Source organism: Aeribacillus sp. JST-2, from assembly GCF_056032925.1.
In genome coordinates this window covers 1-20,582 of record NZ_JBVVUU010000027.1, presented here as the reverse complement: position 1 = coordinate 20,582, position 20,582 = coordinate 1, and the positions used below count along the sequence as shown (strand labels likewise).

Here is a 20,582-nt window from a genome sequence, read left to right as displayed (position 1 = left end):
ATGTGTATATATTTTGTTTTAAAGTCACATTAAAAGTAGGAGTTGTAAGGAATGAAAAAATTTGCATTAGCCGTTGCTGCAACTGCAGGTTTACTCGCACTAAATGCTTGTTCAAACGGTGCAAACGACCCGGTCGCAGAAACGAAAGCCGGCGATATTACAAAAGAACAGTTTTATGAAGCGATGAAAAACCGTTTTGGAAAAGATGTTCTGCAAGAACTTGTGCACGAAAAAGTGCTTGGTAAAAAATTCAAAGTCACTGATAAGGAAATCGATGCTGAAATTGACAAAATGAAACAGCAATATGGCAACCAATACGACTTGATTGTTCAACAATATGGCGATGATGTCGTCCGCCAAATGGTGAAAGTAGACTTGCTTCGCAAAAAAGCGACGGAAGCTGAAATTAAGATAACGGATAAAGAGCTAAAAGAGTATTATGACAGCTTGAAAGGCAAAATCCGCGCTAGCCACATTTTAGTGCAAGATGAAAAAACAGCAAAAGAAGTGAAAGAAAAGCTGAATAAAGGCGAAAAATTTGAAGACTTGGCGAAAGAATACTCAACGGACGGGTCGGCAGCAAAAGGCGGAGATCTCGGGTGGTTCGGCAAAGGCCAGATGGTGAAGGAATTTGAAAACGCAGCATTTCAATTAAAAGAAGGCCAAGTAAGCGATCCAGTTAAAACAGACTTCGGATACCACATTATAAAAGTAACGCAAACGGTGAAACCTTTTGCTGAAATGAAAGAAAGCCTTAAGAAGGATGTAAAAGAGCAAAAAATGTCCGATCCTGCCTTGATGCAAAAAGCGATTGAGAAAGCAATCAAAAACGCTGATGTCGAAGTAAACGACAAAGATTTAAAAGATTTATTTAAAACAGAGGATGAATCAAAATAAAAGGGTTATTGCCGGTTTCGGCATAACCCTTTTTAATTGGCTGATGACATGTTCTTTCTTGCCTTTTTTTCCTTTTCTTTTCTCATTCTCTCTAAATATATGTTCCCTTCCCTTTCAATAAAAATTTCTTCCAATTCTTTTTCTTTCTTTGCCGTTTTATAAGCCATATATGCACTAAAAAGAATCCCGACAATGCATAAATAAACCCACCACGGAAGAAATGCCATGCGAAACCCTCCCTGCAGACAAGCTTTTAATTCATTTTATGCAAGGAGCTTTGATTTATGATCAATTTAACGATGAAAAACAGGTTTGTAAAAAGAACGATTGTCCAGAGCAAAAATCCGCTCTGTAAATTCTCCAGGTTTCACATGTTCGAGCGCCCTGTCCAGCATGTTCATTTTCGCATCCAAATTATCGATATGATGGAGAATTTCCGCTTCCTTCACCATCGGCATCTTCGGACTTCCCCATTCAGGCTTTCCGTGATGGCTCAACACCATATGCTGGAGGACGATAACCTCCTCTCCGGAAATGCCTAATTCTTTTGCCGCTTCACCAATCTCGTTGACCATAATGGTAATATGCCCAAGCAAATTCCCTTCAACTGTATAAGTTGTGGCAATCGGACCGGAAAGTTCAATGACTTTTCCCAAATCATGGAGAATAACTCCCGCATACAACAAGTCTCTATCCAAGCTTGGATATAAAGCAGCAACTGCTTTGGCAAGATCAAGCATGGAAACGACATGGAACGCCAAACCGGAGACAAATTCATGATGGTTTTTGGTTGCTGCCGGATAAAGGAAAAAAGCGTTTTGATGTTTATTCAATAAATATCTTGTAATCCGCTGAATGTTGGGATTTTTCATTTCAAAAATATATTTTGTAATTTTTTCTACCATCTCTTCCTGAGTTAATGGCGCTTTCTCGACAAAGTCTTGCGCTTTTACGTTTTCATGCGGCTCCGCCAAACGAATGTTGCGGATTTTCAGCTGATTTCTTCCTCTGTAATGGTGAATATCGCCAAAAATTTTGACGATTTGCTGCGGAAGATAGTTTTCCTCATCTTCCTTGCTTGCATCCCATAGTTTCGCTTCAATTTCCCCCGTTTGATCTTGAAGGATCAATGTTAAAAACGGTTTCCCGTTGCTTGCAATCCCTTTCGTCGCTGACTTTATTAATAAAAAAAGATCTACTTGTTCGCCAACCTCATAATGAATGATCCCTTTGCTCATTGTATTCCCCTTCCACTTTCGCCTCGTATCTTAAGTATAGCACACGTTTCCGTGGAATATCTTCAAATCCTTTATGACAGCGTCATAATTTCATCTCTTTGAAAATGGGACAGTATATGCTGATGGCACGTAAACAGAAGCAACTGGTGCCGCTCGGAAAGGCCTCTCATCACTTGGACGATGTTTTCTGTCCGTTCATGATCAAAGTTGACAAAACTATCGTCGATGATCAAAGGCAGGTTGATTCTTTTTTGCATGCTTTCTGCAAGCGCAAATCGTAAGGCGGTATACAACTGTTCAGCCGTTCCTTGGCTTAACTCTTCCGCCAAAAATATTTGGCCGTCTTTCCGTTTGACTAATAATGAATCTTGATCTTCCGGCAAATAAATATTCGTATAGGCTCCTGATGTAAAAATGCGGAATAAATTTTCGATTTCTTTAAGCAATTTCGGCAATTTTTCTTTTCGGTGATATTCCACTGCGTTGTTCAGCATTTCTTTTGCAACAGCCAGAACCGCCCATCTTCTGGCGACATCTTTTGCTTGTGAACGTTTCCATTCAAATGAATATTTTATATTGGAATAAACACCTGATTTTTCCAGATCCTTAATTTCAACCTCGACTTCAGCCAGTTTTTTGCGAATTACGTCTTCTTGTTTTTCAATCTGTTCGATTTTTTCCGCAAGCCGCGTTTCCTTTTCTTTTAAATTTTTTTCATCATGATACATTGTCATGTCATGCGATGTTAAAGATTCTTTCAATGCTAATTGTTCTTCAATGAAATGAAGTTCCTGGACCGCTTCTTCTCTTTTTTGATGCATTTTTCCTTTATTGCGAAATGCATCGTCATCCGAAGCATTTGCCAACCGCAGCAATTGATCTTTTTCTTTCAAAAGGCTCTCATAAAGAGCAGAGATTCCTTTTTTTTCCTCTTTGATTTCTGCCAGTTGCTTCATGCAAGCATCCAGCTGTGACCGCTTTTGTTTTTCTTCTTCTATTGTTTTTCTTAGTTCGGTATATTTCTCCTCTAGCGTATTTGCACTCAGTTCATAAACTTCGCATAAAATCTCAAAGCGGTTTAGAAACTGATGCACATTTTGTTTATATAGACGCAGTTGTTCTTCCATCGCCTCCTTTTCTCTTGTAAGCTTTTGGCAGTTGATTACGCGGTCATATTGTTCCAACAGCCGTCCAGCTTCCACTTCTTTCGGGAGATGAAACCGGGCATAAAGCGGCGAAATTTGTCGCTTCAGTTCGTGGTGATCTCGCTCCCATTCTTCATAATCCTTAATGACCCGTTCATATGCCTGCTGTTTCCCGTTAAGATTCATTCTTTCAAGCTCGTACTTTTGGCGAATTTGTTGATCATTCCATAAAATGGTTTTTATTTCTTGCAAACGCCGCTTTTTTTCCAGTAAATAGACGTCATGTTGAGAGGCCAATTTTTTTTCGAGCTGTTCATATTGATGATGAAGATGCTTTAACAAATCATCTTCCGCAGTGCGAAAAAATAAAAAAACGGCAGCAGCTAAAGGAAAAACAGCGTAGAAGAACTGCCAATGATGGAAAACAACCGCCAACAGCATCATGACGGCAAGAAAGACAGTGAATAAGACGGCGGCCAAATGCCTTTGCCGCTTTTTCTTTTGAACAGATTTTTCCCTTTTTGTCATCTGATCTTTTAACTGTTTCATCTGTTCTTTTACGTAATCGATATCGCCGAGTTGACTCAACTTTTTCTCCAGCGTCAGCAGTTCGTTTTCTAAAGCTTCGCGCTCATCCGGCTGTAGCAGCAATGATTGATAATCCTGTAACCGCCTTTCGCATTCTTCAAGGGAATATTTAGCGCGGTCAAATTGTTCATCCAACATTTTTTTTCGTTGATGGAGTTGTTCGCTTTTTTTGGCCGCTTCTTTTATTTTTTCTTTTACAAGGATTGATGTATCAACTGCTTTTACAGCTTTTTCGTCTGAATGGCCAAAAATTTGGAAGAGCTCGGCAGAAAGCTGTTTCTGAACGTTTGTTAGTTGAACAGCCAACAGTTTTTGTTCCTCGATTTGTTTTCGAATCAGCGGGTACTGCCCGTTAAGCTCTTCAAAAAGTTGTTCATCCTCATACCGTCCTTTCAACCGGATGTTTTTAAGAGAGAGCCGAAGTCCTTTCTCCTTTTCCTTTAACGTTCTCAGCTGAATTTCCATTTCGTTTAGCCTTGCAGCAAGCTTTTCAAAGCGAACGAGCCCGTCTTCAGGAAAAGCAGCGGTTTCCTTAAATTTTTCAAGCTTTTCCAAACAAGTTTTTCTGCGTTCCAATAGCGGGAGGGCGGATAAAAGCTTTTCAACTCCTTTCAATTCCGTTTTGATTTTCACTTTTTCATCGGCAAGCTTTAATAGTTGGCTGTTTAACTTCATTCGCTCTTGTAGCAAGTCATGATACCTATCCTCATATTCTTTTGCTTTCCTTAGCGTTTCCGATGCTTCCTTTAGTTCCAGCAGCATTTTATTTAAAAGCGGTTTTCTTCCATTCGGTTTAAATAACTCCTCCTGCTCCTTCAGCAATTTTTCCTCTAAGGCATATATTTGATCGGACCCAAACAGGCTGGTTAAAAACAAATATTTACCGAGCTTTTCGCGATTAAGCTCATATACTTTTTGCAGGCCGAACAAATCAAAAGAAAAGATCGCCTGATATGCCGTTTTATCGACTCCTTTTAACAGCCGATCAAGTTCTTTTTCTCCTCCGATCCGGCCGTCCGCATAAAAAAGCGTCAGCTCTTGCGCTCTATTTCCTTTCAGCCGTTCAATCTTTACAATCTCATCATCATCTGTTTCCACCGTAATGGCGCCCCCGTATGTTCCTCCTGTTTTCGGTTCGTACCGCCCGCCCAGCTGATGCTTCGTCGGAAAGCCGAACAAAATACTTTGGATGAAAGACATGACCGTTGACTTGCCTGCTTCGTTTAAACCATATAAAACTTGAAGGCCTTGGTTGGCAAACAGTATTTTTTTATTTGTGAATTTCCCGTATCCGTAAATATGGATTTCTTTAATCTTCATCCTATCACCCTTGCATCTTTCCCCATCCTTGTTTCATCAGTTCATAATAAACCATCGTTTGCGCTTCTTTTCGGATTTCTTCTTTTTCCTGATCGGTCCATGATTGTAAAAAACGGCGGAACAAGCGGTTAGCATTTAGAGGTTCAACAGCTTTGTCAAATTGTCCATTTTGTTCCATGATTTGCGCCCATTCCTTAGAAAAATAGCCGGTATCAAGAAAACCGCTGTCCGGAAAAATTTCCGTCTGAATGGAAACAATCCAAACGAAATTATTTTTTTCTTCTTCCTCTTCATTTAATAATTGCATCAATTCCTCTATTGTTTGTTGTTCCGAAAGATCCCAGAACAACGGAGAAATTCCTTCAAGAACGATCGTCCATAAAGCCGACTTCTTTTCCCGCTGCAGTTCTTTCAATTGTTGTATGTTACCGACCAAATCACTGACAGAATCCAGTTCATTGACAGAAAGACGAATTTCATCCCATAAAATATCACAAAGAGGCACAAATCGATATTGGCATTCACCTTGTGAAAAAAGATTGACAAGATAGACCCCTTTTTCCCCGCTTTCTTTTTTGTGGCGACCTTGAATATTTCCGGGATAAATGATCGGCGGATGCTCTCTGTTTAAGATTTGCTGTTTATGTATATGTCCCAGCGCCCAATAATCAAAATCTTTTTCCAATAATTGCTGAATCGAAAAAGGGCAGTACGGTTCATGTTCTGGAACTTGAACTTGTGATACAGAGCCGTGCAGCAGGCCGATATGAAAAGGAGCATCTTCTTTTTTCCGAAATTTAGCGGCAATATTTTCTGTTACCGCCCTCGCTGGATAACTGTATCCGTAAAGATTTGCCAGCACTTCTCCTTCACGGACAAAAGGGATGCATTCCACCTCACGATCAGAGAAAATGTGAACATTCGGCGGCCAGTCCATTTGCACCCGGCTGCCGCCGGTATGATCGTGATTGCCATGAATGATATAAACATGAATTCCCGAATGATTCAACCGCTCAAATTGCCTTCTTAATCTCAGCTGTGCTTTTAAACTCCTGTCTTCCTCATCATACAAATCCCCTGCTAACAACAAAAAATCCACTTTTTCCTGAATGGCCAAATCGATCATCCGGTCAAAAGCGTAAAACGTGCTCTCTCGGATTTTTTGGAAATGAACAGCAGGAAGATGGCCAAGGCCTTTAAAAGGACTATCTAAATGCAAATCAGCTGCGTGAATAAATTTGACATGATGCAACATACTCTACCCCATTTCATTTTTTGGAACGTATGTTTGCTTTTTATATTATACCATTTTTCACAACGGATTCAGTAACGAAATGGATGATTGATCAAGAAAAGGACTTTTTCAACGAAAGTCGAATTGAATTTTAGATGAAAAAAGGAGGGAGCAAAATGGCGACATATTATTTGACAGCCTTCTCAAGCAAAGGGGAATGTCTTCTCAATGAAAAGATTGAAGCAAAGGGTGAACAAGAAGCCAAAAAAATAGCCGAGGAAATGTTGAAGAAAAACAATTGCGATGAAGCCACCCACCGATTAACGACATCAACAGGAAAACTAGTTTTATTTCACCGTTGACGCACTTAAAAGGTCAGGCTTTTTGAAAGCGTCTGACCTTCTTATGTGGAAATGCTAATTTAACTATGTACAAAAATGATTGTTTAAAGCTATGCTATATAGTTTCTCTTATTGCCTTAGGGCAACTTTACATGGAGAGGCGGGCATGATAGCCTTGTTAGGCGGAGCCAGCTATTGATATTGCTGGCTTCTTGGCTCGTAAGTCATGCCCGTAGAGGCTCCATGTCAAGTTATTACTATCCACCACTTAATAACATAATTATCCATAAAATCATTTTTGTACATCACTATACAATCAAAATTGTGCATTCTTATTTTGACATTTACACTTATGGAAAAATATTGAGATTCAACTATAAAGCGCATTTAATAAATTAAGCTTTTCTTGCGTGTAATGTTTGAACCCTTCGGTGTAGGATTTGGGATCTTTCGGATTGGCAAAATGAGTGATTTTTCTTGTAACCGGATCAATCAGTTTGCTTGACGCCCCGCATCCTAACCCGATGATCGTTTGCATTTCCTCCATGATGATAATGTTATAAATGCTTTCAAAACCTTTTCGGGAGTATCCGACATTTTCCAAATTCCCTAAAATATTTTTTTGCCTGTACAAATAATACGGTTCATATCCGTTGGCCGCCGTCCATTCAACTGCCAGATCCATCATTTTTTCAACTTCGCTTCGTTCCGCCACTTTATACTTTTCTCTGTTTTTCGTCATCTCAGATGCCCGCTTAAAAGAAAGGGTATGAACGGTTAATGATTCAGGCATCAATTTTGCCGTTTCAGAAAGAGTGTATTCAAATTCTTTTAATCGTTCCCCAGGCAGTCCGATAATTAAATCCATATTAATGTTTTGAATGCCCATTTCCCTTGCCATATAATATTTTTCGACCGTTTCTTCGACGGTGTGATGCCTTCCGATCGCTTTTAACGTATTTTGGATATACGATTGAGGATTGATGCTGATTCTGTCAACGTTCCACTTCTTTAGGACTTTAATTTTTTCAGGAGTGATCGTATCTGGTCTTCCGGCTTCAACGGTGACCTCCCGTATTTGACCGGCATTCGGAAAAGATTCATACATTTCTTCGTAAAGCCGATCCATTTCCTCGGCCGTAATGCTTGTCGGCGTCCCTCCGCCAAAATAGACGGACGTAATGTTGATTCCCTTTTCTTTTAACCAGCTGCCAATCATTTTCATTTCGTAGTGAAGTCCGCCTAAAAAAGAATCGACTTTTCCTTGCTTTCCCCCAATCGCATAGGCGGGAAACGTGCAGTATGCGCATTTCGTTGGACAAAACGGGATGCCGATATAAATGCTCAGTTCATTCGTTAACTGATATAAATCCGGGATGACGGTTAATTGTTTATCAACAATTTTTTCCATCATCATGATTTTTTCGTCCGATAATAAAAGTTCTTCTTTCAATTGCTGATAGATCGCTTCCTTGTTTTCTCCCCTCATCAGTTTGCTGTGAAAAAGCTTCGTTGGGCGCACCCCTGTCAATATACCCCATTTTTGCTTAATCCCTGTAAAATCTTGCAGAACGGTCACATACACATGGGAAACAGCCCGTTTAATTTGTTTTAACCGCTCTTTTTCGTCAGCGGCTGAAATGTCTTTTTCGTAAAAGGCATTGAAGCATTCTTTTGCTTTCAGTTCGCAAAATACAGCGGCGTGATGTTCATTTTCCTCAATTTGAAAAAATACTTCGATATCAAATGGCGCTCGCTCAAATGAAATTTCCGCCTCTTCAAAAAACAAATTGGAAATCAATTGAAGGGGGCGATGAAACCGATTGTCATTTATACCTTGAACGAAAATTCGCATTCTATCACCTTTGCGCTAATAAGATAAAACTCTTTATAGTTTACTAAAGGGAATAAAGGTTGGTCAACACAAAAAAATCATCCTGTCATGGATGATTTAGTTGTTTTTTATTTTATTTAAAAAATTAATGCGATATTGCTTGCGAAAATGCTCTTTTACCATGTAGGATACGCCTTGCTCATCATTTGATCTCGTGATCCAATCCGCCTTCCTTTTGACCTCAAATGGAGCGTTTCCCATCGCCACCCCTAAGCCGGCATTTTGTATCATTTCCAAATCATCCAATCCGTCGCCGATTGCAACCATTTCATCAAGCGCAATCCCTAAATGCTCTCCAAGTTTTTGTAATCCTGCCAGTTTTGAAACACCTTTTGGCACAATTTCGATTTTTTCCTCATGAATTCGAATTACATCAACCTCTTGAAAAGCGTCTTGAATGGTTTTTGCTGCTTCACGGCTTTCCTCAAAATCGTTGAAATAGACATCGATTTTCGGTGCGGCAACGGGATCATCAATCAATGCATCGGCGAGCGATTCGACAAACTGTATCGGATAAAAAAGAGGATCCCCGGAATTTAATAGCATCTTGCCCATAATATTAGACGATATTTTTTTACGATTGCCGATGGAAAACCGCTCGTGCACAATCCGAATATTACAATTAAAATATTCAAGCACCTGTACGATGTTAAAGGTCAAGTCTTCTGATATCCTTTTTACATATAACGGATCATCCAAGCGATTGGCGATAAACGCACCGCCATGTGTGATGAGGCAGCCATCGATTTTCAACGCTTTTGCCAGCTTTTTTGCTGATTGAAAATGACGGCTCGTCACGAGGGTTATATATACATCTTTCTTTTGCACAAACTGTATCGCTTCCTTCGTTGAACTTTGAAGGCGGCCGTTTGAACGGAGGAGCGTTCCGTCAATATTTAAAGCAAGCAAGCGGTAGATCATCTGTTGGTCCTCCTTCTCTTGTTGTCACATTTCTACTATGAGAATATGTCCTGATCAGACAAATTAGAACCTGTGAAAACAATCCGAAAGAGAAGGGAGGATGAATCAAGACACAGAATCATATTGGACGGTAAACAATTCAGACAGCACGAGTGCCGCAGCGCCGATAACCGTCGCTTTTTCTCCGAATTCCGATAGAGCAATTTCCGTTTTTTTCGCCTGCTCTGTCAAACTTCTTTCCTCAATAACCTCTCGAATCGGCGCTAAAATAAAATCTTTCGCTTTCGCCAAACCTCCCCCAATGACAATTCGTTTTGGGTTGATCAAATGAATGATGTTTGTAATGGCAAGTCCCAAATACCGCCCTGTTTCCGTTAAAATATTTATTGCAAGCGAATCTCCCGCCAGCGCTGCCTCATAAATCATAGCTCCGTTTACGTTTTCTAAATTTCCTTCCGCCATTTCGATGATTTTCGTTTTATATCCAAGCAAAATTTTGTTTAACGCCCTGTATTTCAACCCTTCCGATCCGACAATGGACTCCAAACATCCATAACGGCCGCACGAACATCTTGATCCCTTTACTCCGATAAACATGTGGCCGATCTCGCCTGCAAGACCGTCATAACCCCGGAAAATTTTGTTATCCACAATAAAACCGGCACCGGCTCCATTTCCAACATTCAAACACACTAAACTATTGATTCCCTTTCCGCTTCCAAACCAGCTTTCGCCAAGCGCCATGGCCCGAACATCATTTTCCAGCTTCACTGGCAGTTTAAATTCGTTTTCCAGTTCTGCTTTTAATGGAATATGGCGCAATTGCAAACCGGGAGCATAAATGCTGATTCCGGCTTTCGCATCGATGATGCCGTGCATGCCGATTCCGATCCCTACAAACTTCTGCAAATCTACTTTCGCTTCATCAAGCATAAAATATATTTGCTTAATAATTGTTTGCAAAAACAGCTCATTCGTAATCGGGTCCTTCAGATTGACGGTTTTATACAAAAGAATATGAGCGTCTAAATCTGTGATAGCAAATCGGATTTTTTTCGAACTAATGTCGACTGCCATCACAAAAAAATTTTTGCCGTTGATTTTGAGCAAAATGGGCTTCCTTCCTCCATTCGACGCACCCGGCTGACCCTCTTTTACCAAACCTTCCTTCAACAATTCATTGACGATATTTGTAACCGTCGGCGGGGTTAATTTTGTTTTTTTGGCAATTTCCGCCCTTGAAATGGCGCCATGTATTCGAATCGTATTCAAAATTAAAGATTTATTTAATGATTTCATTAATTGAAAGCTTCCGATTATGTTTTCTTCTTTCATCCTTATCCTCCGCTAATACCGCTGCATTCAAAAATGTTAGCCCTTACATTTTTAAGTATCTCAATGAACTGTCCTTTTGACAAGCCCCATTTCCGAAGCAAAATAATAAAAAAAGCTTTGAAAACGAATTAACTGTTTTCAAAGCAAAGCTTTTTACCGAATCTCATAAAGATCTTCCAACGGCTTCATCATGATTTTATTTAAATCCAACATCATTCGGCTCAATCGCTCTTCCGCTTTAAGCAAGGCGGCAATTTTAGCATTTTGCTGTGCCAGCTGGGCGCATTTTTGGGCATGAACGGCTTCTTCTTGAGTAATATCATGGCCCATTAATTGCTTTTCTTGAAGTTTCAATTGGATGCTGCGGAAATTTTCAAAAATGTTTTTGGCGGATTCATCGTGACGGACATCATCATAAAGCTTTTTTAACTGTACAAATTCATCGCTTGTTTCCAACGCTTTTTCAAATTCTTGCGCGGCCTTGAATAAAATTTCCGACAATCCTGCCCCTCCTCTTTTAAATCAATTCTTGAAAAAACTATAAACGATTGTCAAGCCATCTGTCAAAAAACTTTTTTCTGCGCGAGAAAATGGATCGCCTGTCCTTCGGAGCAGAATATCATCTTTTATGAAATAGCTTCAGGTCCAAAACATTTACAAAATGAGAATGATGATCGATTGGATAAAACCGACAATCCCGCCGAGAAGAGCCCCTAAATAGGTAATCATTTTCAATTCCTTTTTTGAAATAGCCGACACTACTTGTTCAAGGCGTTCAACAGAAAAAGATTCGACTTGATCGGCCACAATTTGGTCAATATGCAAAACTTGCATTATTCTTTCTACGTTCGCTTGCAAAAAAGCGAGTGCTTGCGAAACCATTTTGGGCACCATTGTTTCTTTTATTGTTTGCTGGTAAGGTTCCAATAATGAGGAAACTGGTTCTTTCATTTTTTCTTCCATCGGAATTTGATCGATGATAACTTTTGCTAAGAAATCGCTGATTTGTTCTTTATTTGCCTTATTTGCCAGTTCAGAAACAGGCGTTTCGATGAAACGATGCCACTCTTTGAAAAGAACTGATGATAGCCAATCAATGGTTCCTTGATGGCGGAAAAATTTCACTGCCTCAGGCAGCAATTTATCAGCAATTTGCATATTCCCCAAAAACATTTGGATCATGCTTCCAAATGTTCCTTTCTGTAGAAAAAAATCGCTGATCATTTTTTGGAATGCTTCTCTTCCTTCCAAGCTTTCAAAATATTGGGCTCCTTTTTCCGTCAACATTTTCGATATTGCTGGAATCAAGTCTTCGATTGCTTTTTTTATTTCTTCCGGCAAAACTTCTTTTAAGGCCGCATCATTGTTGAAAAGTTTTTCTACTTTTAATTTGATGGCTTGTTGCAGATTCTCTTTCATCCAATCGCCGTTGAGATCAATTCCAAACTCTCCGGCCATCTCCTCCACTGTCTTATTTTTTTTCAGCCATTCCTCAACCGCTTTCGATACAAAAGTCTGCAATTGCTTATGAAAAGAGTGGTCTTCCATTCTTTTTTTGATTCCTTCAGGGGTAACCAAATGTTCCACAACCATTTTCCCAAGCTGAAACGCCAATTCCCCGCGCCTTTTTGGAATAAGCCCTGGTGTAAACGGCAGCCTTTTTCCAAATAAATAGACTGGTTGGTAAGGACGAAACAGCATTTTGATGGCTATAAAATTTGTTACTCCGCCAATCAAGGCGCCAACGAACACCATAAATCCTGCAGAAATAATTGCTTCCATTTTCATCTTCCTCACTGTGTAATCACATGATTCATTATCAAACATACAATATGATAGCCATTTTACCTAAATCTTTATTATAAAGTCGATCACACTTGTGTGCAAACGGGGTCTTTCATATGTCAAAAATGAACGTCTTTATGATTCCAATGAGCAAAAAAGGTGCCTTTTACATGGAAATTAGCGACTCGCTGCAAAAATCAATCAAGCTTCCGCTCATTCGCCTCTTTTTCTTAAACTGCGGGATGAAAACCATTAAAATAGAATCTTCTTTTTTTAAAAGCGAAACAAAAATCATTTATGCAAGCGAAGAAGTCTTTAAAGCGCTTCACCTCCCGTTAAAATATTTAACCCTTTCTCTTCATTATGACCGTTTTGCCAACACGATCAACCTTGGTCCCGTTATATGTTTACTAACCGATTATGTTAGTGGACAAGATGAAATTCATTTCGGCAACATGGATGATTATTGCAAAGAAATGGCAAACTACAGCAAGGAAAAAGGTGCACTCTTTTATGTTTCGACATTGCCGCTTTTAAATGACGATCAAATGAAAGGATTTTACCTGGCAGAAAATGTTTGGACAATTGCTGATATGCCATTCCCGAACGTCATTTACAATCGGATACGATCAAGAAGATTGGAAGGTTCCAAAAATTTCTTAAATTTAATGGAAACACTCACGATGAACAACATTCCGATCTTTAACCGCCGCTATTTAAATAAATGGGAAATATACAAAATTTTCGCTTCTAATCATTCTCTTCTCCCATATGTCCCGAAAACGGCGCTTTTGACAAAAAAAGCGGAGCTGCAAATATTTCTCCATGATTTTAAAGATGTTTTTATAAAACCGATTCACGGAAGCCACGGAAGAGGAATTATGCGCCTTAAACAAAATGAAAACGGCTTTGAAGTGCGCTTCAGCCATTCAAACGAACCGGCATTATTTTCCTCCTTTGATGAAATGTATGAAAAGCTGCTGCCTTATCTCAAAAAAGAACAACATATCATTCAGGAGACAATCGATTTGGTATCGTATGATCAACGCTGTCTCGATTTCAGACTGCTGTGCCATAAAATTGACCAACAACAATGGAAGGTGACTTCCTCCGTTGCCCGACTTTCGGCGAAAGATCAATTCGTCTCCAATTTGGCTAAAGGCGGAGAACAATGCAACTTGAAAAAAATGTTGTCTGAATGCTTCGACCGCAAAACGTGCTTTCACCTCTATCAAATCCTTCATGAAATTTCTTTAGAAATTGTGAACACCATTTGCCTGGAGGTTGAAGGTGAATACGGGGAATTCGGAATTGACATCGGGATTAGCAAAGATGGAAAACCATGGATATTGGAAGTGAACACAAAACCTTCTAAACGGAATGACATTTCCGAATCAAAAACGATCAGGCCTTCAGCGAAAGCAATCGTCCACTATTGTTTTTCATTAAGCGGTTATGAAATTTAGCAATCTTTCATATAATGCAAAAAACAAACATTAGCGGGGCGGACATTATGGCAGATTCGCTTTTGGCGCTAGGATTTTTAGTCAATCGTCATCATCACGAAAATGCCTATTTCAAACAAATGGCAAACGCCGGAAAAAAGCTTGGTGTACAATTGATAAAGTTCCGGCCAGCCGATATGGATTTATCGTCACGGACATTAACCGGCATCTGTTGGAACGAAGATGCACAGAAATGGGAGAAACATACTGTTCCATTCCCTTCTTTCATTTATGACCGCGCCTTGTACGGGAAAGATGAATCATCACTGGAAAATCGCCTGATTGCTAACAAATTAAAAAAAGATCCAAAGATTTCCTTTCTCAACCATGGCTTGCCGAACAAATGGAAGCAAATTCAAATATTGAAAACTGACCCTTTCATCGCACCGTTTCTTCCCGAAACCAATTTCGCTCGCCATCCGGAACAAGTAGAAGCTTTTTTAGGAAAATATGATTCTTGCATAATGAAACCGTCGGCAGGTTCTGGCGGAAGGGGGATTATCGTTATTCGCAAACATAACGGATCCATCACCCTTTATGAAGGGCAAAATGCCCTTTCGTTCACGCAAATCAATCGATTTTATCAATATTTAGCAAAAAAAATGAACGAACCTTTCATTGTTCAGCCGCTGCTTTCGTTACGAAGCCAAGACGAAAGGCCTTTTGATCTGCGCATTTTATTTCAAAAAAACGAACAAGGATACTGGGCTGTACAAGGAAAAGGGATAAGAATCGGGAAAAGATCTTCTTTTTTGGCAAACTTATCAAAAGGCGCTTCCGTACTCCCGTTTGAACGTTGGAAAAAAAGTCTCCCATCCTATTTGGCGAACTTTTATGATCAAAAAATAACCGTTTTAGGGAACGAACTGCCGAATCGAGTGGAAAAAGCATTTCCTGTAAAATTTGAACTCGGAATTGACATTGGCATTGACTTTGAAAAAAAAACAATCTGGGTTTTGGATATTAATTCAAAACCCGGAAGAAAAGTTGCCCTTTTAGCAGACCCCGCCCGCACCAATAAGGTAATTGAAGCACCTATCCGGTATGCACTTTATTTACAAAGCCAAATGGCAAAACGAAGGTGAAAAAATGATGTATCAAATCCAAATCAAACGACAAATCCATCAAACGGTCATGGTGCCGCAAGCTATCCTTAACCAAAACATTCGATTCATATCATTTGGAAAGCGGAAATCTTCTTGCCGCATCGACGGACATTCAGGCACAGCAAATAACATTTTTGTATCAACGGATATTGCTGAAGCTCTTCTTCTTCCAGAGCGAATCAACATAAAAGCAGTTATTGTCCATGATACACTCATGCTTGGCCCTGTCGTCGGCATCTTCACGGCCGGCTTCTACAAATCGCTTCTTCGTCCCATCGGCTCCCGTTCCATGTTTTTTTCCAAACTCATTACAAACGGTTTTTCAACAGGCGCTTTCTGTTACATTTTCGGCTCCCACCAAATAGAGTGGGACGAAGAATACATAAAAGGTTATACATTTGGCCATACAGGCTGGAGAAGAGCGGCGTTTCCGTTTCCTGACGTCATCTATGACCGGCTGCCAAATCGAAAAGTGGAACGTTTGGCCTTATATCAAAAGATTAAAAAAAAGTTTTCCGAAAATTATTCGATTTCCACGTTTAACCCCGGTTTTTTTAACAAATGGCACATCTACCAATTGCTTATGAAAGATCCGAAAACAAGCAAGTATTTGCCGGTGACTTGCTGTTCTCCGACCATTTCCCAATTGAACGGTCTATTGGATCGCTATCAAATGATTTATTTAAAACCTGCTGATGGAAGCCTTGGGCTGGGGGTGTTTCAATTGGAACGAAGAAACAGCGGCAAAACGATCAGCTGCCGCTTCCACCGCCAGGACGGAAGCATTTGTATTGAACAATACCCGACCGTTGAAATGTTTCTGCACGATCAATTTACAGGTCGATCATTAAATCAATATATTGCTCAGCAAGGAATCTGCCTCCTGCAAACAGAAGAAAAGCCGATTGATTTCCGCGTTCATACAAACAAAAACATAAACGGGGAATGGGTTGTAAGCGCAATGGCCGCCAAGGTCGCCGGTAAAGGAAATATCACGACACATATAAAAAATGGCGGGACTGTGAAATCCCTCAATGAATTAAAACTGCCGATCGATTCCGGCAATCTTGATTTTTTGCTGCGCCAATCAGCTCTCATCATCAGCGAGGTGATTGACTTGTCCATGGAAGGTCAGGTCGGAGAAATTGGCTTTGATTTTGGGATCGATCAATCAGGAAAAATATGGATGTTTGAGGCCAATTCCAAACCTGGGAGATCGATTTTTTTACATAAAGATTTAAAAGAAGCCGATGTTTTAACAATGCGCTTTCCGTTTCAATATGCAGCATATTTAATGAAAAAATCGGTGGAATCCGGGGGGATTTATGCGGATGTGCCGTGAAGCGCTGGTGGGAATTCTCGCGGGAGATGCGAAAGAAGACCGTTTTTTTTACGGAAACGTCCCTCTTTTTAAAGCTATTCAAAAACAACTGCTACAAATGAAAGGCGGCAGTTTTGTTTTTACTCCGTCAAGTTTGCTGACAAATAAAATCAGTGGTTTTCAATATGAACCCGATACAGACCATTGGAAAGCCGCCTCATTTCCCTACCCGGATGTTGTCTACAACCGCTATCCTTTCAGAAAAGAAGAACAAAACTTGGCCAACATTTTCTCCTCTTTAAAAGAACGAAACATCCCATATTTCAACCGCCGCTTTTTCAATAAATGGGAGGTCATCCGCTGCCTTAGAAAAAACGCTGTCCTCTCTTCTCTCATCCCTGACTCGAAGCGGATCACTTCCAAACAGGATCTGTCGGCTTTTCTAAATAATTATCATGCTGTTTATGTCAAACCGGCATTTAGAAGCGAAGGAAAAGGAGTTTTAAAAATCAAGGCTGCCGCCAACGATCATTATGAGCTCTTATCTCATAACCGAATGATCATTAGCAGCTCATTTGAAGAAATTTGGAAGAAAATTGAAAACATCGTATTAAACGAAACGTACATTGTTCAACAGGAGGCAGCCGCCGACTATCTTTTCGGAATGAAATATGATTTGCGGGTGTTCGTTCATTTTCAGCGAAATCAATACAACATTACAGGGATTGGCCTCCGCGCTTCCCGCCATATCACGACGCACACCAAATACGGCGGCATGATTTTACCCTTTTCCATCGTCGAACAGCAGGTAAATATTCAGCATCTACAAGCAATTTGCCATGAAATCGGCAAAACCCTTTCGAACTGTTTTCAATTTGTTGGGGAGTTCTCAATGGATGTCGGTATGGATAAAAAAGGAAACTTTTATCTGTATGAAATCAACTCAAAACCTATGGCCTTTGACGAAAAAGAAATTTTCAACAAGGGAATTGCTCAACTCAGCAGCCTGTTCTTTCTGCTGGCGGAGAAAAAAAACACTAGTTTTCCATTTTAATCCCGATCGCATAATGCCGCCGTTTTTTGAAAAACTTAAAATATGATCGAAAAAAGGAGATGAAGACAGCTCAAATGGAAAAGGACCACCGAAAAAATGACTCCCTTTACGAAGGAAGAGACGAGCTTTTTATGGACATTGACAGAATGATCAATGAAGGCCTTGCTGGCGGAAACGTTCATTCCCGCTACAACATGACCAATATTGAAGAAGCAAGAGATCTTGAAGAAGAGGAACCCCCTTTTCAAACAAAAAGCATGAAAAAGAAAGAATAATTTGCCTGATGTTCAAAACACATCAGGTTTTTTTCGTTATAATGATAAGTACAGGGCTTTCAGAAAAAGGGGAATCATTATGCTGGACAAGTTGAAAAACCGTTATAAAGAAGCGTTTACATCAACCTATCATCCTAATTCTTCCGACTATCGATGGTTTCAAACGGAGCAAAATGAAATATTCGGGATCCACCGCAGCTTTCTGACCGATGAAGAAGAAAAACTGTTATCAGCCCTATTTCAACCTTATCCGATAGATCAGCAAAAAGGAAACAGGTCAAAATGGTTTCATTTCATTTTTGAGCAAAAACCTTTAGAAGAAACTATTCGGAACGTGCGTTTTTACTATTTTTTCACTAATCAAAAAATTGAAGAAAAAGACATTTTTAAAGAAGCTTTTCAAGGCATCATTCACTCTTTTTCCATCGTTTGGCTGAGCGACCAGCACGGGTGGCTGATTCATGAAAACGATAAAGAGCCCGTTTCCAGCGAGGCATTGGCGCAAACAGCCGAGACGGTTGGCGCAGACTTTATGACAGATATTGCAATTTTCATCGGCCAGCTCCATCGGGTCAATGCCAAACTGCCTCGGCTTATCCAAAATGAAATCGCATTGATTGAATTATACAAAAACATTTTTGACGGGGGAAACAAGGCGTTTACATTTTCTGAATTGCTCATTCTTCAATTTATTCATAAAAAGCAAAAGATCCATCCTAAGGAATTTCTTTCGGATTATATTTTGGAAGCGTTTCAAGATGGAGAATTAATGAAAACCATTAAAGTTTTTATTGAAAGCAATTTAAATGTGACCAAAACGGCAAAGAAACTGTTTATGCATCGAAACAGCGTACAATACAGAATTGACAAATTTATTGAATGGACTGGCATTGATGTGCGTCAATTTTGCGATGCCGTTGCCGTTTATTTATTAATCCGCCTTTATGAACATTGATGTTGGCACATTGCACAAAAAAATTGCAAACGATTCATGCAGCATGAATATTTATGGATTCATTGAAATCGTTTACAATAATGTAAACGCAATTCAAAAAAGGAGGAAAACTGATGGCAGAGCTTCGCTTAGAACATATTTACAAAATTTACGATAACAAAGTAACAGCCGTTAAAGACTTTAATCTTCATATTAAAGACAAGGAATTTATCGTCTTTGTCGGTCCTTCCGGCTGCGGAAAATCAACAACTTTAAGAATGATTGCCGGATTAGAAGAAATCTCTAAAGGAGATCTTTATATCGACGGCAAACGGATGAATGACGTCGCACCGAAAGACCGCGACATTGCGATGGTTTTCCAAAACTACGCGCTTTACCCGCATATGAACGTCTATGATAACATGGCTTTTGGCTTAAAACTCCGCAAATTCCCAAAAGACGAGATTGACCGGCGGGTAAAAGAAGCAGCGCGCATCTTGGGGCTTGAACAATATTTAGACCGCAAACCTAAAGCGCTATCAGGCGGTCAGCGCCAGCGTGTGGCATTAGGACGTGCGATTGTGCGCGATGCAAAAGTATTTTTAATGGACGAACCGTTATCGAACCTCGACGCAAAATTGCGGGTGCAAATGCGTTCTGAAATTTCAAAACTTCACCAACGTTTGCAAACAACAACGATTTACGTAACACACGACCAAACGGAAGCGATGACGATGGCTACCCGCCTTGTTGTAATGAAAGACGGCATTATTCAACAAGTCGGTGCTCCGAAAGATGTTTATGAAAAACCAGAAAACGTTTTTGTAGGCGGATTCATCGGCTCTCCCGCCATGAACTTCTTTACAGGGCGCATTTCTGAAGGAAAATTTCATATTGGCGATATTGCGCTGGAAATCCCTGAAGGAAAATTAAAAACATTGCGTGAACATGGATATAACGATAAAGAAGTCATTCTCGGCGTTCGTCCTGAAGATATTCACGATGAACCGATCTTCATTGATTCCTTTAAAGGCTCAGCGGTCCAAGCTGATATTGAAGTTGCCGAACTGATGGGTTCTGAAATTATGCTTTACTCCCAAGTGAACGGCCAAGAATACGTTGCACGTGTCGATTCCCGTTCCAATATTAAACGCGGCGACAGAGTTACACTTGCGTTCGATATGAACAAAGCGCACTTCTTTGACAAAGATACAGAAGTAAGAATTCGTCCAAAAAGTGAAGAAAAAGTGGCGGAAGTTGTTTGAACATGATAAAAACCCGGTAGGTGCCGGGTTTTTTATATTTCTTTTGTTATGCACAACTGCTCCTGTTGGCAGTGACTGCAGTAGAAAAGGTGCACACATTGATGAACCTCCAACGACTGTTCAACACCATCAAACAACTTCATGATGTCAATATCCATATAAGCGCTGTAATCATCAAGATAATCTGTAAGTTTACCCGCGTCCGTTAATATTTTCCCACAGTTTGAACAAGATATAGATGCCTGTTGCAGACCATTGCATAGCGGACAAACATGCATAAATAAAACTCCTCGTATACTAAGTTTCAGAAAGTTTTTTTATCGAATTTCCAGTCCGATACGCTCCTTGACAATCGCATATCTTGGGTGGTTGCCTTTGTGGGAGGGGCGCGCCCCTCCCACAAAGGGTTGAGCGTACCGGGGTT

Annotated in this window: 19 protein-coding genes; 9 read left to right on the top strand and 10 right to left on the bottom strand. The window is 40.0% G+C overall.

Features of this window, described 5'->3' with window-relative positions; genetic code table 11:
• The first annotated feature begins 51 nt into the window (after nt 1-51).
• Entirely contained in the window at nt 52-897 is an 846-nt protein-coding gene (locus AC0KTX_RS12515) for a peptidylprolyl isomerase (protein WP_474252504.1), read from the top strand.
• Between the two features lie 32 nt (nt 898-929).
• On the opposite strand, the gene AC0KTX_RS12510 is transcribed toward AC0KTX_RS12515, so the two are convergent.
• From AC0KTX_RS12510 to AC0KTX_RS12495, 4 genes are all read right to left on the bottom strand, one after another.
• Nucleotides 930-1,124 (bottom strand): sporulation YhaL family protein, encoded by a 195-nt coding sequence (locus tag AC0KTX_RS12510; protein ID WP_474252503.1) that lies wholly within the window; start codon nt 1,122-1,124, stop codon nt 930-932.
• Nucleotides 1,125-1,190: 66 nt separating this feature from the next.
• Nucleotides 1,191-2,135 carry a 3'-5' exoribonuclease YhaM gene (gene yhaM, locus AC0KTX_RS12505; RefSeq protein WP_474252502.1) on the bottom strand — a complete coding sequence of 315 codons (945 nt, stop codon included), beginning with the start codon at nt 2,133-2,135 and terminating at the stop codon, nt 1,191-1,193.
• Nucleotides 2,136-2,206: 71 nt separating this feature from the next.
• Nucleotides 2,207-5,188, bottom strand: coding sequence for an ATP-binding protein (locus AC0KTX_RS12500; RefSeq protein WP_474252501.1), 2,982 nt, complete (start codon nt 5,186-5,188; stop codon nt 2,207-2,209).
• 4 nt (nt 5,189-5,192) lie between these two features.
• A complete protein-coding gene (locus tag AC0KTX_RS12495) occupies nt 5,193-6,443 on the bottom strand; it encodes a metallophosphoesterase family protein (RefSeq protein ID WP_474252500.1) in 1,251 nt (416 codons plus the stop codon).
• 155 nt (nt 6,444-6,598) lie between these two features.
• Here AC0KTX_RS12495 and AC0KTX_RS12490 point away from each other — a divergent pair, with 155 nt between their 5' ends.
• On the top strand, nt 6,599-6,784 hold the full coding sequence (locus tag AC0KTX_RS12490) for a YhzD family protein (protein WP_474252499.1): 186 nt from the start codon (nt 6,599-6,601) through the stop codon (nt 6,782-6,784).
• 349 nt (nt 6,785-7,133) lie between these two features.
• Here the strand turns inward: AC0KTX_RS12490 and AC0KTX_RS12485 are convergent, their stop codons facing one another.
• The 5 genes from AC0KTX_RS12485 to AC0KTX_RS12465 form a co-directional block, all read right to left on the bottom strand.
• Entirely contained in the window at nt 7,134-8,618 is a 1,485-nt protein-coding gene (locus tag AC0KTX_RS12485; RefSeq protein ID WP_474252498.1) for a coproporphyrinogen III oxidase, read from the bottom strand.
• A 96-nt stretch (nt 8,619-8,714) separates the two neighbouring features.
• A complete protein-coding gene (locus AC0KTX_RS12480) occupies nt 8,715-9,578 on the bottom strand; it encodes a Cof-type HAD-IIB family hydrolase (RefSeq protein WP_474252497.1) in 864 nt (287 codons plus the stop codon).
• Between the two features lie 105 nt (nt 9,579-9,683).
• The gene (locus AC0KTX_RS12475; RefSeq protein ID WP_474252496.1) at nt 9,684-10,913 is read right to left on the bottom strand and encodes an ROK family transcriptional regulator; all 1,230 of its coding nucleotides are present in this window, start codon (nt 10,911-10,913) and stop codon (nt 9,684-9,686) included.
• A 153-nt stretch (nt 10,914-11,066) separates the two neighbouring features.
• Nucleotides 11,067-11,414: a YlbF family regulator gene (locus AC0KTX_RS12470; RefSeq protein ID WP_474252495.1), complete on the bottom strand. Its 348-nt coding sequence runs from the start codon at nt 11,412-11,414 to the stop codon at nt 11,067-11,069.
• A gap of 153 nt (nt 11,415-11,567) precedes the next feature.
• On the bottom strand, nt 11,568-12,695 hold the full coding sequence (locus AC0KTX_RS12465) for a DUF445 domain-containing protein (protein ID WP_474252494.1): 1,128 nt from the start codon (nt 12,693-12,695) through the stop codon (nt 11,568-11,570).
• A gap of 119 nt (nt 12,696-12,814) precedes the next feature.
• Between AC0KTX_RS12465 and AC0KTX_RS12460 the strand changes: the two genes are divergently transcribed.
• From AC0KTX_RS12460 to AC0KTX_RS12430, 7 genes are all read left to right on the top strand, one after another.
• Complete coding sequence (locus AC0KTX_RS12460) at nt 12,815-14,164, top strand: YheC/YheD family endospore coat-associated protein (RefSeq protein WP_474252493.1); 1,350 nt, start codon at nt 12,815-12,817, stop codon at nt 14,162-14,164.
• A gap of 47 nt (nt 14,165-14,211) precedes the next feature.
• Entirely contained in the window at nt 14,212-15,288 is a 1,077-nt protein-coding gene (locus AC0KTX_RS12455) for a YheC/YheD family endospore coat-associated protein (RefSeq protein ID WP_474252492.1), read from the top strand.
• 7 nt (nt 15,289-15,295) lie between these two features.
• Nucleotides 15,296-16,651: a YheC/YheD family endospore coat-associated protein gene (locus tag AC0KTX_RS12450; RefSeq protein ID WP_474252491.1), complete on the top strand. Its 1,356-nt coding sequence runs from the start codon at nt 15,296-15,298 to the stop codon at nt 16,649-16,651.
• Nucleotides 16,635-17,684 (top strand): YheC/YheD family endospore coat-associated protein, encoded by a 1,050-nt coding sequence (locus AC0KTX_RS12445; RefSeq protein WP_474252490.1) that lies wholly within the window; start codon nt 16,635-16,637, stop codon nt 17,682-17,684. The genes AC0KTX_RS12450 and AC0KTX_RS12445 overlap by 17 nt, the downstream gene beginning before the upstream one ends.
• A 74-nt stretch (nt 17,685-17,758) precedes the next feature.
• Nucleotides 17,759-17,959, top strand: coding sequence for a hypothetical protein (locus AC0KTX_RS12440; RefSeq protein ID WP_474252489.1), 201 nt, complete (start codon nt 17,759-17,761; stop codon nt 17,957-17,959).
• A gap of 79 nt (nt 17,960-18,038) precedes the next feature.
• Complete coding sequence (locus tag AC0KTX_RS12435) at nt 18,039-18,914, top strand: PucR family transcriptional regulator (protein ID WP_474252488.1); 876 nt, start codon at nt 18,039-18,041, stop codon at nt 18,912-18,914.
• Nucleotides 18,915-19,027: 113 nt separating this feature from the next.
• Nucleotides 19,028-20,158 (top strand): ABC transporter ATP-binding protein, encoded by a 1,131-nt coding sequence (locus tag AC0KTX_RS12430; protein WP_474252487.1) that lies wholly within the window; start codon nt 19,028-19,030, stop codon nt 20,156-20,158.
• A gap of 32 nt (nt 20,159-20,190) precedes the next feature.
• On the opposite strand, the gene AC0KTX_RS12425 is transcribed toward AC0KTX_RS12430, so the two are convergent.
• Complete coding sequence (locus AC0KTX_RS12425; protein WP_474252486.1) at nt 20,191-20,436, bottom strand: hypothetical protein; 246 nt, start codon at nt 20,434-20,436, stop codon at nt 20,191-20,193.
• Between the last annotated feature and the right edge of the window lie 146 nt (nt 20,437-20,582).

Excerpts from the sequence above, each read along its gene's own strand:
- AC0KTX_RS12425 (WP_474252486.1), bottom strand. The coding sequence starts at position 20,436 with ATGCATGTTTGTCCGCTATGCAATGGTCTGCAACAGGCATCTATATCT.
- AC0KTX_RS12500 (WP_474252501.1), bottom strand. The coding sequence starts at position 5,188 with ATGAAGATTAAAGAAATCCATATTTACGGATACGGGAAATTCACAAAT.
- AC0KTX_RS12430 (WP_474252487.1), top strand. The coding sequence starts at position 19,028 with ATGGCAGAGCTTCGCTTAGAACATATTTACAAAATTTACGATAACAAA.
- AC0KTX_RS12485 (WP_474252498.1), bottom strand. The coding sequence starts at position 8,618 with ATGCGAATTTTCGTTCAAGGTATAAATGACAATCGGTTTCATCGCCCC.
- AC0KTX_RS12440 (WP_474252489.1), top strand. The coding sequence starts at position 17,759 with ATGGAAAAGGACCACCGAAAAAATGACTCCCTTTACGAAGGAAGAGAC.
- AC0KTX_RS12455 (WP_474252492.1), top strand. The coding sequence starts at position 14,212 with ATGGCAGATTCGCTTTTGGCGCTAGGATTTTTAGTCAATCGTCATCAT.
- AC0KTX_RS12480 (WP_474252497.1), bottom strand. The coding sequence starts at position 9,578 with ATGATCTACCGCTTGCTTGCTTTAAATATTGACGGAACGCTCCTCCGT.
- AC0KTX_RS12460 (WP_474252493.1), top strand. The coding sequence starts at position 12,815 with ATGTCAAAAATGAACGTCTTTATGATTCCAATGAGCAAAAAAGGTGCC.
- AC0KTX_RS12465 (WP_474252494.1), bottom strand. The coding sequence starts at position 12,695 with ATGGAAGCAATTATTTCTGCAGGATTTATGGTGTTCGTTGGCGCCTTG.
- AC0KTX_RS12515 (WP_474252504.1), top strand. The coding sequence starts at position 52 with ATGAAAAAATTTGCATTAGCCGTTGCTGCAACTGCAGGTTTACTCGCA.
- AC0KTX_RS12495 (WP_474252500.1), bottom strand. The coding sequence starts at position 6,443 with ATGTTGCATCATGTCAAATTTATTCACGCAGCTGATTTGCATTTAGAT.
- AC0KTX_RS12435 (WP_474252488.1), top strand. The coding sequence starts at position 18,039 with ATGCTGGACAAGTTGAAAAACCGTTATAAAGAAGCGTTTACATCAACC.
- AC0KTX_RS12445 (WP_474252490.1), top strand. The coding sequence starts at position 16,635 with ATGCGGATGTGCCGTGAAGCGCTGGTGGGAATTCTCGCGGGAGATGCG.
- AC0KTX_RS12490 (WP_474252499.1), top strand. The coding sequence starts at position 6,599 with ATGGCGACATATTATTTGACAGCCTTCTCAAGCAAAGGGGAATGTCTT.
- AC0KTX_RS12510 (WP_474252503.1), bottom strand. The coding sequence starts at position 1,124 with ATGGCATTTCTTCCGTGGTGGGTTTATTTATGCATTGTCGGGATTCTT.
- AC0KTX_RS12475 (WP_474252496.1), bottom strand. The coding sequence starts at position 10,913 with ATGAAAGAAGAAAACATAATCGGAAGCTTTCAATTAATGAAATCATTA.
- AC0KTX_RS12450 (WP_474252491.1), top strand. The coding sequence starts at position 15,296 with ATGTATCAAATCCAAATCAAACGACAAATCCATCAAACGGTCATGGTG.
- yhaM (WP_474252502.1), bottom strand. The coding sequence starts at position 2,135 with ATGAGCAAAGGGATCATTCATTATGAGGTTGGCGAACAAGTAGATCTT.